The sequence below is a fragment of the Winogradskyella forsetii genome, assembly GCF_013394595.1.
GTDB lineage: Bacteria > Bacteroidota > Bacteroidia > Flavobacteriales > Flavobacteriaceae > Winogradskyella > Winogradskyella forsetii.
Genome location: NZ_CP053348.1, coordinates 3486739 through 3501579, shown reverse-complemented (window position 1 = coordinate 3501579; position 14841 = coordinate 3486739). Strand labels below are relative to the sequence as shown.

At 35.2% G+C, this 14841-nt stretch carries 13 protein-coding genes; 10 read left to right on the top strand and 3 right to left on the bottom strand.

Annotated elements, in window-relative coordinates:
• The first annotated feature begins 2 nt into the window (after positions 1-2).
• The 6 genes from cobA (at position 3) to HM987_RS15135 (ending at position 5801) form a co-directional block, all read left to right on the top strand.
• Complete coding sequence (cobA, locus tag HM987_RS15160; RefSeq protein ID WP_179008881.1) at positions 3-791, top strand: uroporphyrinogen-III C-methyltransferase; 789 nt, start codon at positions 3-5, stop codon at positions 789-791.
• A gap of 3 nt (positions 792-794) precedes the next feature.
• Positions 795-1844 (top strand): NAD(P)/FAD-dependent oxidoreductase, encoded by a 1050-nt coding sequence (locus tag HM987_RS15155; RefSeq protein ID WP_179008880.1) that lies wholly within the window; start codon positions 795-797, stop codon positions 1842-1844.
• 438 nt (positions 1845-2282) lie between these two features.
• A complete protein-coding gene (epsC, locus tag HM987_RS15150) occupies positions 2283-3020 on the top strand; it encodes a serine O-acetyltransferase EpsC (protein ID WP_179008879.1) in 738 nt (245 codons plus the stop codon).
• Between the two features lie 4 nt (positions 3021-3024).
• Complete coding sequence (gene cysM / locus HM987_RS15145; protein ID WP_179008878.1) at positions 3025-3909, top strand: cysteine synthase CysM; 885 nt, start codon at positions 3025-3027, stop codon at positions 3907-3909.
• A gap of 57 nt (positions 3910-3966) precedes the next feature.
• Positions 3967-5061, top strand: a complete 1095-nt coding sequence (locus HM987_RS15140) for an acyloxyacyl hydrolase (RefSeq protein ID WP_179008877.1) — start codon at positions 3967-3969, stop codon at positions 5059-5061.
• A complete protein-coding gene (locus HM987_RS15135) occupies positions 5058-5801 on the top strand; it encodes a head GIN domain-containing protein (RefSeq protein WP_179008876.1) in 744 nt (247 codons plus the stop codon). The genes HM987_RS15140 and HM987_RS15135 overlap by 4 nt, the downstream gene beginning before the upstream one ends.
• On the opposite strand, the gene HM987_RS15130 is transcribed toward HM987_RS15135, so the two are convergent.
• The 3 genes from HM987_RS15130 to gldA all read right to left on the bottom strand — a co-directional run bounded on the left by HM987_RS15130 (position 5787) and on the right by gldA (position 10251).
• A complete protein-coding gene (locus HM987_RS15130) occupies positions 5787-6971 on the bottom strand; it encodes an acetate/propionate family kinase (protein WP_179008875.1) in 1185 nt (394 codons plus the stop codon). The genes HM987_RS15135 and HM987_RS15130 overlap by 15 nt on opposite strands.
• Positions 6972-6974: 3 nt before the next feature.
• A complete protein-coding gene (gene pta, locus HM987_RS15125; RefSeq protein ID WP_179008874.1) occupies positions 6975-9065 on the bottom strand; it encodes a phosphate acetyltransferase in 2091 nt (696 codons plus the stop codon).
• Positions 9066-9351: 286 nt separating this feature from the next.
• Complete coding sequence (gene gldA, locus HM987_RS15120) at positions 9352-10251, bottom strand: gliding motility-associated ABC transporter ATP-binding subunit GldA (RefSeq protein WP_179008873.1); 900 nt, start codon at positions 10249-10251, stop codon at positions 9352-9354.
• 365 nt (positions 10252-10616) lie between these two features.
• Between gldA and HM987_RS15115 the strand changes: the two genes are divergently transcribed.
• From HM987_RS15115 to HM987_RS15100, 4 genes are all read left to right on the top strand, one after another.
• Positions 10617-11444, top strand: coding sequence for a prephenate dehydratase (locus HM987_RS15115; RefSeq protein ID WP_179008872.1), 828 nt, complete (start codon positions 10617-10619; stop codon positions 11442-11444).
• Positions 11441-12583 carry a pyridoxal phosphate-dependent aminotransferase gene (locus HM987_RS15110; RefSeq protein WP_179008871.1) on the top strand — a complete coding sequence of 381 codons (1143 nt, stop codon included), beginning with the start codon at positions 11441-11443 and terminating at the stop codon, positions 12581-12583. The genes HM987_RS15115 and HM987_RS15110 overlap by 4 nt, the downstream gene beginning before the upstream one ends.
• A gap of 246 nt (positions 12584-12829) precedes the next feature.
• Positions 12830-13681: a prephenate dehydrogenase gene (locus HM987_RS15105; protein WP_179008870.1), complete on the top strand. Its 852-nt coding sequence runs from the start codon at positions 12830-12832 to the stop codon at positions 13679-13681.
• Positions 13682-13754: 73 nt separating this feature from the next.
• On the top strand, positions 13755-14837 hold the full coding sequence (locus HM987_RS15100; protein WP_179008869.1) for a bifunctional 3-deoxy-7-phosphoheptulonate synthase/chorismate mutase type II: 1083 nt from the start codon (positions 13755-13757) through the stop codon (positions 14835-14837).
• Positions 14838-14841 lie beyond the last annotated feature (4 nt).

Genomic DNA, 14841 nt, shown 5'->3' with positions numbered 1-14841 from the left:
TTATGACACCAAGATTAACCATAGTGGGCGCAGGTCCAGGAGATGTAGATCTAGTTACCGTAAAGGCGATTAAAGCTATAAAATCAGCAAATGTCATTTTATATGACGCTCTTGTGAATATAGAATTGCTAGATTATGCCTCGCCAAAGACTGAATTGATTTTCGTCGGAAAACGAAAAGGATGTTATGCTTATCAACAAAACCAAATCAATGAATTAATTGTACAACGAGCCTTAAGATATGGACATGTGGTTCGCTTAAAAGGTGGCGATCCATTTATCTTTGGTCGTGGCGCAGAAGAGTTAGACTATGCAAGGGAATACGCCATTGAAGTAGGAGTTGTTCCCGGTATTTCTTCATCATCTGCTGTGCCAGCTTATCAAGGAATTCCATTGACAAAACGCAATGCTTCAGAAAGTTTTTGGGTCATTACTGGAACCACAAAATCACATAAAATTTCTGGTGATATTGCATTAGCGGCAAAGTCAACGGCAACGGTTGTGATTTTAATGGGAATGAGTAAGCTTTCAGAAATTGTACAAATATTTTCTAATGAAGGGAAATCGGAAACAGCTGTCGCTATCATCCAAAATGGAACAAGACCAGATGAAAAGTTTGGTATTGGCAAAATTTCCACTATTGAATCTATAGTGGAAGAAAAACAACTTTCAAATCCAGCCATAATCATTATAGGGGAAGTGGTTAATCAACGTGTTGATTTTACAGATATTTATCAAAAAGCCGATTTAGCAAAGCACACTGCACAAAAAAAATTAGTACAAAAATTATAGATCATGATCAAAACAGATATACTTATCATAGGAGCAGGGCCAACAGGGCTATTTACAGTATTTGAGGCTGGCTTGTTAAAATTAAAGTGCCATTTAATTGATGCCTTGCCACAACCTGGTGGTCAATGTTCCGAATTGTATCCTAAAAAACCAATTTACGATATTCCTGGTTTTCCTGAAATATTGGCGGGCGATTTAACCTCAAATTTGTTGGAGCAAGGCAAGCAATTCCAGCCAGGTTTTACGCTTGGCGAACGTGCCGAAACCATCGAAAAATTAGACGATGGCAGTTTTATTGTTACTACAAATAAAGGCACGCAACATCATGCACCAATAATTGCTATTGCTGGAGGTTTGGGGAGTTTTGAGCCAAGAAAACCCAAGTTGGACAACATCGAAAACTATGAAGATAAAGGTGTAGCTTACTTTATTAAGGATCCAGAAGTGTATCGCAACAAAAAAGTAGTGATTGCAGGTGGTGGAGATTCTGCTTTAGATTGGAGTATTTACTTGGCAGATGTGGCTTCTGAAGTGACTTTGGTACACAGACGAAATGAATTTAGAGGCGCTTTGGATTCTGTAGAGCGTGTGCAAGAATTAAAGTTGATTAACAAAATAAACATCATTACACCAGCAGAAATTACAGCCTTGCACGGCGATAATCATATTGAAGGTGTTTCAGTGACTAAAGACGGCGAAACAGAACTGATAGAAGCCGATGAGTTTATCCCACTTTTTGGTTTATCGCCAAAGTTGGGTCCAATTGGAAACTGGGGACTTGAGATTGAAAAAAATGCGATCAAAGTAGATACGGTAGATTATCAAACTAACATTCCTGGTATTTATGCTATTGGAGATGTGAATACTTATGAAGGTAAACTGAAGTTGATTCTATGTGGTTTTCATGAAGCGACTTTAATGTGTCAATCGGCCTATAAAAGATTGAATCCAGGTAAGAAATTTGTTCTAAAATATACGACTGTTAGTGGTATCAATGGATTTGATGGCACTCGAAAAGAATCGCCAAAAGCCGTGGTTAAAGCTATAATGTAATAAAAACATATTATAGTCTGAAAACTTAGTTTTCTCATTTTAAACGGGTTTATCATATAAAAAAGTGGTATAAATCTCTTGCCCAACTTAAGTACGTTCTTAGTCCTTAAAAGTTATACATAGCGGTAACCGTTTCTTAGGGTTTAATTAACAAAAGAGTATGCTTTTAGTTGGATATTTGCACTTGAATAATACCAACTTGAATGGGCAGTTCAATTTGGTAAAAGCCCCTTAGACATGAAATTAATAAAGAAGTACAAGACCGATTTTAGATTTTTAGTACAAATAATTGTATTAACAGTTGTTTCCTTAATTGCATCTCTTTTTTTATAACTAAGCAATCCTTATTTTTGAATAATGATAATTATTTTGAAATAAGTTGCAATTTGATCTTAAGAATAGGTCTGTTTCAAAATAGTAATAGCCTAAAAGAGATTTATGGATATGGTATTGCAAATTCCTTTAAGATTTAAAGAGCAAGTAGAAGATTTGGCGAGAGAATTGTTTTACTGTGTATTAGAATCTCCGGAACGCCAAGAATTACTGTTGGATGCTATAGAAGTGTCTTTTTTCAAAATTTCCGAGGCTTTGGAATGCGGACTTTGTGAAAGCAAATGGAACCAGTTTAAAATTCAACTCAAAACATTACAACCCATACTTCACCTCGATGCCAAAGCAGCTTACGATAATGATCCAGCAGCTAAAAGCTTAAAAGAGGTGTATTTGGCATATCCAGGGTTTTATGCCATAACCATGTATCGAATCAGTCATATTTTATGGCAATTGGATATTCCTGTTTTACCAAGAATGATAAGTGAATATGCACATGGTGTTACGGGAGCCGATATTCATCCAGGCGCAGAAATAGGCAATTCGTTTTTTATAGATCATGCTACAGGTGTTGTGATCGGTGAGACTTCAATTATTCACGATAATGTTATCCTCTATCAAGGGGTGACCTTAGGCGGTATAACAGTAGAGAAAGCTCTAAAAGGCATCAAGCGGCATCCAACAATTTTAGACCATGTAACCATCTATGCCAATGCAACCATTCTTGGTGGTGATGTAATTATTGGAGAACATAGTACAATTGGCGCTAATGTTTGGATCACCAAGTCCATTCCTAAAAATTCTATTGTCACTTATAAGTCCGATATAAAAATCTCAAATAAATAAAAAAATGAGCATTTTAAGCCAAATTGGAAATACACCACTTGTAGAAAGCACAAATCTCGTTTCTAAACCAAACGTTAAACTGTTTTTTAAGCTTGAAGGCAACAATCCGGGCGGAAGCGTTAAAGATAGACCTGCCTACAACATGATTTCTGAAGCCTTAAAACGAGGCGACCTAAAGAAAGGCGACCGTTTAGTAGAAGCCACAAGTGGAAATACAGGTATTGCTTTGGCTTATGTCGCTCAGTTGTTTGGTTTAAAAATGGCTTTAGTGATGCCTGAGAATTCTACAGAAGAACGTGTAAAAACCATGCGCGCATATGGTGCTGAAGTCATCTTAACATCGGCTGATTCTGGAATTGAAGGCTCTAGGGATTTAGCTTTTAAAATGCGCGATGAAGAAGGTTATACGTTATTGAACCAGTTTGAAAACAATGATAATTGGCGCGCCCATTATAAAACTACTGGTCCAGAAATTTGGAGAGACACTGATGGAAAAGTGACTCATTTTGTCTCGGCTATGGGAACTACTGGAACCATTATGGGAACGTCCACATTTCTAAAAGAAAAAAATAAAGAGATTCAAATTATTGGAGCGCAACCCGAAGACGGTTCTAAAATTCCTGGCATCAGAAAATGGTCGCCAGAATACATACCAAGCATTTTCGATAGGTCAAAAGTGGATCAGATTATAGAAATCAACGAAATGGAAGCAAAGCTTATGACGCAGCGCTTAGCAAAAGAAGAAGGTATACTTGCTGGGATGAGTAGTGGTGGTTCTGTTGCTACAGCATTAAAACTTATTGAAACTATAGATCAAGGTGTGGTGGTTGCCATTATATGTGATAGAGGTGATCGCTATTTGTCATCTAATTTATTTGATGCTTCTTAATGTTTAATCCATAAAAACTAAACTTATTATTCTATTTTTGCGAGCAATCATTTATAAATGAAGTACTGGCTTACGCGTTTAATTATCTTAATTGGATTGTTGTCTTTTGCACAAGAAGGAAAACCATCCCATACTTATTTTGACCTCAATTATTTCGGCGGCAATATCGCACTTCACAATAATGATATTCTACATTTAATCACAGGTCATCCCGAAGGTTTTATTTTCAGTTGGAATAAAAAAACCTATGGAAACGAAACTTGGGAACAACGCTATAATTATCCTGATTTTGGCGTATCTTTTTCATATCAAGATTTTAAGAATGAAAAATTAGGCGTCAATTATGCGCTATATGCACATTATAATTTTTACTTTTTAAATCGTAATGTTATGTTGCGAATTGGGCAAGGTCTTGCATATAACACCAATCCTTACCATAAGATTAACAATCCGAAAAATATTGCTTTTGGGTCGGATATTTTAAGTGCGACTTATGTAATGTTGAATTACAAAAAAGAAAGGCTCTTTAGTCGTTTTGGTTTACAAACAGGTTTGTCCTTCACGCATTATTCCAATGCCAATGTAAAGGCACCAAACACAAGTATCAATACTTTGGCTTTAAATTTAGGTTTAACGTATAATCTTGATACTGAAGATTCAGAATTCATTAGCGATTTAGATAATGAAATGTTTACCGAAACAATCAAATACAATTTAGTCCTTAGATCTGGAATTAACCAAAGCGACGTTATAGGAAGTCAACAATTTCCGTTTTATATTTTTTCGGCTTATGCGGATAAACGCTTAAGTCATGTTAGTGCGCTTCAGTTAGGTGCTGAAGTGTTTTTTTCTAATTTTTTAAAAGAACTAATTTACTATCAATCCGTTGCATATCCTGAATTGGATGTTACTGGAGATGAGGATTACAAACGCGTCGGGATATTTGTTGGACATGAATTGTTCATCAATAAATTGTCCGTTGTATCGCAATTGGGCTATTACGTTTATTATCCTTATGATTTTGAAGGACGAACGTATATAAGAGTTGGGTTGAAGAGGTATTTCGGAAAAAAGATGTTTGGAGCGTTAACCTTAAAGTCACATGGCGCAAAAGCAGAAGCTGTTGAATTTGGAATGGGTGTTAGATTATGAAAAAATTAGTGTACTTATTGTGTTTTTTAATTGTCTCCTGCAACAGTGAAGATGCCAATGATTGTTTTCAAACTTCAGGAGCTATTATTCAACAGGAGATTCCAGTTTCAAGTTTTGAAAGTATTTTGGTCAACAGGGATATTGAATTAATTATCAAGGATGCACCAGAATACAAAGTAACTATTGAAACCGGTGAGAACTTGCTCAATGATGTTGAGGTTGAAGTTATAGGAACTCAATTGGTATTAATTGATAATAATTCCTGTAATTACGTGAGAGATTATGGCATTACAAAAATTTATATAGAAGCACCAAATCTTACGGAAATAAGAACCTCTTCTCAATACGATGTAACTTCAGATGGTATTTTGAATTATGACACTTTAAACCTGTATTCTGAAGATTTTAATGTTGAAAACGAATTTACAGTTGGTGATTTTAGATTAACTATTAACTCCGATAACCTAAGAATTGTGTCTAACAATCTGTCATTCTTTTATATTGAAGGTCAAGTCGAAAGCTTGGTTGTTGGGTTTTATGCTGGAGCAGGACGCTTTGAGGGCGAAAACTTAATTGCTCAGAACGTCACTGCTTATCATCGCTCTAGTAACGATATGCTTGTTAATCCGCAACAATCCTTATCTGGCGAACTGAGAGGAACGGGTAATTTAATATCGGTTAATGAACCTCCAATTGTAGATGTAGAGCGGTTCTATACTGGTCAATTATTCTTTCAATAAATGAAACGATTGTTTTGCGATTTCCAACTCTTCATTCGTTGGTATCACTAAAATTTCCACTTTAGAATCTTTAGTATTAATGGCTCTAATGGTGTTAAGTCTCGCGTTATTTTTTTCAGTATCTAAATTTATCCCTAAAAAGTCTAGATCTTCGCATATAGAAGCTCTTAAAAAGCTTGAGTTTTCTCCAATACCAGCAGTAAATACAATAGCATCGAGACCATTGAGAATGGCGGCATAGCTTCCAATATATTTTTTAATTCGGTAAGCATTCATTTTAAGGGCCAATAAACAAGCCTTATCTCCCTTTTTAGCCTTTTCTTGTATATCCCTCAAATCGCTATGACCAGTTAAACCTAACATGCCACTTTTCTTCTGAAGCAAGTTGTTGACCTCTTTAAAGTTCAAATCAAATTTCTCGGCTAAATAAAAAATGATACTCGAATCAATATCACCAGATCGTGTACCCATTATTAAACCCGTTGTTGGCGAAAATCCCATCGAATGATCGATGCTTATTCCGTTTTTTACGGCAGACATACTGCAACCGTTCCCTAAATGGATAGTGATAATATTCGTTTCTTTTTTATCCAAGAACTCAATAGCCTTTTCGCTCACATATTTATGGCTGGTGCCATGAAATCCATAGAGTCTTATTTGGTCTGAGTACGCAATAGGCAAGGCATATTTATAAGCATGTTCTGGTATGGTTTGATGAAAAGCGGTATCAAAAATAGCGACTTGTTTGGCTTTTTTGAAAATGGCTTCTGCCACTATAATCCCTTCCAAATTTGCAGGATTATGTAATGGCGCCAAACCAGATAAAGCTTTTATTTTTTCTTTAACCTCTGTAGTGATTTCTACCGTTTTAGTAAAGTCCTTTCCACCATGTACCACACGATGCGACACAATATCGATCTCATCCGCAGATTTTATAATCCCTGTTTTTTCGTCCAATAGTTGCTTTGCTAATAATTGAAGTCCTGCGTTATGATTGGCTATTTGTGTGCCCACTTCAATGGTATGTTCCTTTGTTTTGTAAATAAATTTTGCATCATCTAATCCTATGCGCTCAATTAATCCTGAACACAAAACGGTTTCATCAGGCATTGAGAAGAGTTGAAATTTTAACGAAGAACTTCCAGAGTTTAATACTAATATTTGTGGCATGGTTTAAAATTGTTGGGCTTGTATGGCCGTTATAATTACGGTACTGTAAATATCGTCGGTGGTACAACCTCTACTTAAATCATTGACGGGTTTATTTAGGCCTTGTAACATTGGTCCAATGGCTAACGCACCCGTTTCTCTTTGAACAGCCTTATACGTGTTGTTTCCAGTATTTAGGTCTGGAAAGATGAGGACACTTGCTTGTCCTGCCACTTCAGAATCCGGTAATTTACTTTTTCCAATGCGCATATCTACAGCAGCATCGTATTGTATTGGGCCTTCAATTTTTAGATGAGGTGCTTGTGCTTTTGCAATTTCTGTAGCTTTTCTAACTTTATCCACTTCTTCACCTTTTCCAGATGCACCAGAGGAATAGCTTAACATCGCTACTTTAGGAATGATCCCAAAATCTTCAGCTGTCTTGGCAGAGGATATGGCTATTTCCGCTAATTCTTCGGCATTCGGATTCGGGTTTATAGCACAATCTCCAAATATGGAAATACGATCTTCCAAACACATAAAGAATACAGAGGATACAATTTTGACACCTGGTTTTGTTTTTATGAATTGCAACGCAGGCCTCAATGTGTGCGCTGTGGTATGAACAGCTCCAGAAACCATACCATCAGCATGACCTTTATAAATCATCATTGTGGCAAAGTAAGAGACATCAGACATCGCATCTTTTGCCATATCCAAGTTGACATTTTTATGTTTACGCAATTCATAAAAGGTATTCACATAGTCATCAAAATGTTCCGATTTTTGAGGCGATACAATATTGATTTTTTCGGTATCTAGAGGAATATCTAATTTTTTTATGCGTTCTAGAATTTTGTCTTTATCTCCAATTAAGGTTAAATCCACCACCTGGGCATCAATTAATCGTGCCGAAGCCCTGAGAACACGTTCGTCATAACCTTCAGGAAGCACAATATGTTTCTTGTCTTTTAAGGCTTGTTGCAATAAATTATATTGAAACATTCTTGGTGTAAAACCTTCAGATTCAAAGGTTATTAGATCGTCTGAAAGTTTATCGGTATCGACATGCTTTTCAAACGTAGCGATGGAAGTTTCTATTTTTTCAATGTTTTCGGCATAAATTTTAGATTTAATTTTACCTATGGAATTTGTAACACTAAAAGTACCGTCATTCACACTGATTATTGGTGAAATACTAGATAGACCTTCAATGAGTTTTAGGATTGGTTCTTCCGGAATCAATCCGCCAGTGAGCACTATTCCTGATATTTTTGGATAATTTTTCGAAATATTGGCTTGTAGTGCACCCAAGATAATATCGGCTCTATCGCCAGGGGTAATGACTAGGGTGTTTTCCTTTAAATGGGTCAAATAATTTCGTAATTGCATGGCACCAACCCCAAAGTTTTCAGATTGATTATTAATCATATCTTCCCCAAAAAGAATAGTTCCATTTAGGGCTTTTGTAATTTCCTTAATCGTTGGCGATGATAAACTCTTGACTGTTGGGATAACAGAAATATTGGCGTCTGTTTTAATGCGTTCTGTTAAACGTGGTTTTAAAGTCTCAAGTTCGTCAGGATCAACTTTATTGGTAATAATAGAAAGGACTTCAACTTCTTCTTTAAATGTGTTATAGGCAAATTGAATATTCTCCACAATAGTATCCTGTGTTTTCTTGTGGCCATTGGCGACTATGATCACGGGAAGTCCCAGATTTTTAGAGATTAAAATATTGATATCTAATTCTAAATTGGTATTCTCATTGGAAAAATCGGTGCCTTCAACCAGAATGAAATCAAAACGTTCTTCCAGATACTTATACTTTTTTATGATTTCATCAATGACTTTTCCCGCTTTGCCCTTGTTGTATAAATCGAGCGTTTCGGTTCGGGTAAAAGCATATGTTTTTTTGTAATTTATATCGAGCTCAAAATACGATAATACCGTATTGATATGATTATCCGGTTCTCCTTCTTTGGTGTCCTCTATAATGGGTCTAAAGTATCCCACTTTTGCTGTTTTTCCTAAAAGCATGCGCATCAGTCCTAAAACCACAACTGATTTACCACTGTTAGGTTCCATAGTAGCTACATAAATTCCTTTGCTCATTAATTTCTGTATTATATCGTAAAATAATTGCCGCAGCACTATTTATCGATGTGTTTAGTCCATTTAATCAAGTAGAATGACGTGTCAAAGTTAATGTGAATCTGATTTTTTAAAGATGATATTTGTCATGGTTTAAAAATAAGAATCAACACGGGTTAAGTAATTTTTATTTGGATATTTTCAAACTGGATTTTTATTCCAAATAGGGTTAAGGCTATTGAATTTCAATCCTTGATTTTTTTTTGCAATAAAATGTAAAAGTAAGAATTTCTTGCCTAAAATAAGGTTAGGATGGAATGGTTAATTCCCGAAACAAACTCTCTAAACTCGCATTTTTTTGGTTCAGTTGAAGAATTTTTAACTCATTATCATGAGCAAAATCAAATACATGGGAACGCATATCATCTTTAGTTGAAAATGTGATTTCATATATAAAACCGTACGTGTTTTTTACGGAAGTTACTTTTGGTAGTTTCAAGAGAAATGCATCTTCAACCCTGTAGTCAAACTCGACGATGACAATTTGTTGTTGCCCTTCTCTCAAATCCGCCAAGTATTTATCAGCAACAATTTCGCCTTTATTAATAATGATCACTCGGTCGCACATGGCTTCAACTTCTTGCATGATATGCGTGGATAGGAACACGGTTTTTTCCTTGCCAATAGTCTTTATTAAATTTCTGATATCCACCAATTGGTTGGGGTCTAAACCTGTTGTAGGTTCGTCTAAAATCAACACCTCAGGATTGTGCAATAGGGCATTTGCCAAACCAACACGTTGTCGGTAACCTTTGGAAAGCTGACTGATTTTTTTATGCGCCTCAGGTGTTAATCCTGTCAGTTCAATAACTTCGTCAATACGCGATTTGGAAGTACCATAAACATTCGCATTAAAATTCAAATATTCCTTAACATATAAGTCGGTATAAAGCGGGTTATGTTCTGGTAAATACCCAACACTGCTTTGTACGTTTTTTTTATCTGAAGTCACATCAAAACCATTCACATTAGCTGAACCCTCAGAAGCTTCAATATAAGTCGTAAGGATTTTCATCATGGTTGATTTTCCGGCACCATTGGGCCCCAAGAAACCAACAATTTCAGCATTTTTTACCTTAAAAGAAACATCGTTAAGTGCCTTTTGATCTTTGTATAATTTGGTAATGTTCTGAACTTCGATGGACATATAAATAGAAATTTGTTCAAAAATAGGTAATTCCGAATATTGTATTGCAATTATTGATAAATCTTTAAATTTTTAGAATAATACCTAAAAAAACAATTCAACAATTTTGATTTGTAAAAATAATAATTACATTAGCCGTATAATTACGATAATGAATATATCTAAAGCATATTACAATTGGTTTTATTTCTTTTTTAGCTAAAGGAACGAGACTTAGTATGTTTTATTTAAAATATAAATTATAAAGTCTCGATTTAATCGGGACTTTTTCATTTTTAACCTGTTTTGGTTAAAAAATAGTTCTGAACCGTTGCACTGAGCGTAGCCGAAGTGTTGATTCAGAATCTAATTAAACAATACAAAATTTGAAAAAACCAATAGCCATACAGGGAATCAAAGGCTCATTTCACCATATCGTTGCCCAGAATTATTTCAATTCGGATGCAGAGGTTGTTGAATTTATGTCTTTTGATGGTGTTGTAAATTCATTGTTGGAAAAACAGACCGATGAAGTTGTTATGGCATTGGAAAATTCCATTGCAGGTTCAATAATTCCCAATTATGCACTTATTGATAATCATCAATTAAGTATTGTAGGTGAGTATTATTTAGGCATTGAGCATTGTTTAATGGCTTTGTCGAATCAGGATATTGAAGATATTAAAGAAGTGCATTCACATCCCATGGCATTGTTACAATGTAAAGTATTCTTCAAAAATTATCCGCATATAAAATTAGTGGAAGCTAAGGACACGGCTGATGTCGCCAAACAAATTACGGAACAAAAATTAAAAGGCATCGCTGCTATTGCTAGTAAAAATGCAGCGGAATTATATCACCTGACTATTTTGGCAGAGAGTATTCAGACTATAAAACACAACGAAACGCGTTTTGTAATTGTAAAACGAGATCATGAGGAGAAGGATATAAATACAATTAATAAAGCGTCGTTAAAATTTGAATTGGATCACAAACGCGGAAGTTTAGCAGCGATTTTAAACGTGTTGAGTGACTGTAAACTTAATCTAACTAAAATACAATCTTTGCCAAAGATTGAAACCCCATGGAAATATGCCTTTTTTGTGGATGTCACATTTGAAGTTTATAAAGATTATGAAAAAGCAAATTCAATTATGAAATTGATGGCAGAAAATTTTAAGGTTTTGGGAGAATATAAAAATGGAAGACGATGATTGAAGTTGCCAAACGATTACAAAACGTTGAAGAATACTACTTTTCAAAAAAATTGAGAGAAGTGGCACTTTTAAAAGCGCAAGGAAAACCAATTATCAATTTAGGAATTGGAAGTCCTGATTTAGAGCCACCTTTTAAAGCTTCAATAGCGCTTCAAGACTGTTTGGTGGATGAAAAAGCACACCAATATCAAAGTTATCAAGGTTTACCAGAATTAAGGGAGGAAATTTCGAGCTTTTATAAAAGACATTACAATGTTAATTTAAGTGCCCAAACGGAAGTATTGCCTTTAATGGGCAGCAAGGAAGGGATTATGCATATTTCTATGGCTTTTTTGAACAAAGGCGATAAAGTATTAGTGCCAAATCCTGGTTACCCAACGTACGCAGCTGTAACAAAATTGTTAGAAGCAAAACCTGTTTATTACAATTTAAAGGCCGATCAAAATTGGTTGCCAGATTTTGGGGAGTTAGAACGCATGAATCTAAAACGTGTAAAGATTATGTGGATCAATTATCCACATATGCCAACAGGTAGTAATGCCGATAATTTGTTTTATGATAAAGTCATTGCATTCGGAAAACGACATGATATTTTAATCGTAAATGACAATCCATACAGTTTTGTGCTGAATGACAATCCCATCAGTATTTTGAGATATAAAAATGCTAAAAACGTTTGTTTAGAGTTGAATTCGTTGAGTAAAACTTTTAATATGGCTGGCTGGCGCGTAGGAATGCTAGTAGGAGACTACGAATTTGTAAATGCTGTATTGCGCGTGAAAAGCAATATGGATTCCGGTATGTTTTATGGCATTCAAAAAGGGGCTATCGAAGCCTTGAAATGTTCAGACATGTGGTTTCAAAGTTTGAATAGTGTTTATCAGCAACGCCGGGAATTAATCTGGAAATTGGCAGATGGACTTAAATGTACTTATGATATAGACGCCACAGGTTTATTTGTGTGGGCCAAATTACCACCACATTTAAAATCTGAGGAATTTACAGATTTGGTATTAAAAGAACATTCCATTTTTATAACACCAGGAACGGTTTTTGGAAGTAATGGTGAGGGTTATGTGCGTTTTTCATTATGCGCCACGGAAGAAATATTGAAAGAGGCGATTGCTAGAGTCTAATAAGTTTACTGTCTCAGTTGGCAGTTCATAGAGGAAAGTAAAAAGTTTTTGTGAAAAATTTAAAGTAAAAAAGGTAAAGGTTGACCTTAAAATTTATAAACTCAGTTTGTAGTTGTATAACCAGTATATTTATTAATAATCGTGAAGAAAAATTAGTAGTTTGATTATTGATTTCTATAATATGAAAAAATATATAAGCAGAGACAATTCTTCCCTTTTGGAAGAGGTCTCAGAGAGACAGATCGGATGAATAACATTTTTATAATAGGAGTAGGATTAATCGGTGGAAGTTTTGCCTTGGATATTAAGAAATTATATCCTGAAAGCCATTTATATGGAATTGACAAAAGAGAAACACATTTAGATGAAGCCATAAATCTTAAAATTATAGATTATAAATCAAGTTTTGAAGATTTAGAAAATGCGGATTTAGTCATTTTGGCAATTCCTGTGGATGCTACGCTAAGTGTTTTACCAAAAGTGCTAGACCATATTTCAGATGACGCTTTGGTGTTTGATGCTGGTTCGACAAAAGAAGAAATTTGTGCCGCAGTAAAAAACCATCCAAAACGTAGAAACTATTTGGCGGCACATCCTATTGCAGGTACGGAACATTCTGGGCCAAGAGCAGCCCTTCATAATTTGTATATGAATAAAACCAATATTATCTGCGAGGTTGAAGAGACGGCTTTTAAGCTTCAAGAAAAAGCTCTGAAGTTGTTTTCGGATTTAGGCATGCGCATTCGATATATGAATCCAAAAGCACACGATAAACATATTGCTTATGTTTCTCATTTATCACATATAAGCGCTTTTATGTTAGGTAAAACGGTGATTGATAAAGAAAAAAACGAACGCGATATTTTTGATATGGCAGGCAGTGGATTTGAAAGTACAGTACGTTTAGCAAAAAGTTCGCCAGCCATGTGGACACCGATTTTTCAACAGAATAAAACCAATGTCATAGAAACATTGAATGAATACATTTCGAATCTCAAACATTTTAAAAAGCTGATGGAGGAAGAGGATTTTGAAGCAGTTTTCAAAGAAATGAAAGATACAAACCATATAAAAGACATTTTAAACGGAATAAATTAAATATAAATTCAAAAACTACGGTCAGGTTGAGTACAGTCGAAACCTAATGGCACCTATAATTTTATAAAGCAAGATGAAAAACACAAAAGAAATGAGAACATGGTTAGATGATATGAAACTAGATCATCCACTAGTAATAGCAGGACCATGTAGCGCAGAAACAGAAGAGCAAGTATTAAAAATAGCGCACCAGCTAAAAGATACCGATGTCAATTACTACAGAGCAGGTATTTGGAAACCTAGAACACGTCCCGGAAATTTTGAAGGTGTTGGCGCTTTAGGTTTAAAATGGTTGCAAAAGGTAAAAGAAGAAACAGGCATGAAAACCTGTACGGAAGTTGCCAATGCGGCGCATGTAAAATTAGCATTAGAGTATGATGTGGATTTATTATGGGTTGGTGCTCGTTCTACAGTGAGTCCATTTATAATGCAAGAATTGGCGGATGCTTTACAAGGAACCGATAAAATAGTATTGGTCAAGAACCCTGTAAATCCAGATTTAGCATTGTGGTTAGGAGGTATTGAACGATTGCATTCAGCAGGAATTAAAAATCTTGGCGCCATTCATAGAGGGTTTTCCACTTACGAAAAATCTAAATACAGAAACATTCCGGAATGGCAAATCGCTATTGAATTTCAGAACAAATTTCCAGACCTTCCATTGATAAACGATCCATCACATATTACAGGTAATAGAGATATGATTTTTGATGTATCGCAAACAGCTTTAGATCTTAATTTTGATGGTTTAATGATAGAAACACATTTTGATCCTGAAAATGCTTGGAGTGATGCCGCACAACAAGTGACGCCAAGTAGTTTGGTTCAAATTATGAAAGATTTAAAAATTAGAAAAGAATCGGATCCAGAAGCAGAATACAACGCAGAACTCAACAATTTAAGAGCTCAGATCGATGTCGTCGATAATCAAATTATTGAATTGTTGGGCAAAAGGATGAAGGTTGCTGATGGAATCGGAACCCTTAAAAAACAAAAAAACGTTGCCGTTTTGCAGAGCAAACGTTGGAACGAGATTTTGGGTAAAATGGTTTTGGAAGGCGAAGAAAAGGGACTTAGTGAAGAATTTATCTTAAGGATGTTTAAAGCGATTCATCAAGAATCGATTAATCATCAAGAAAAGATTATTAATCATTAAAAAA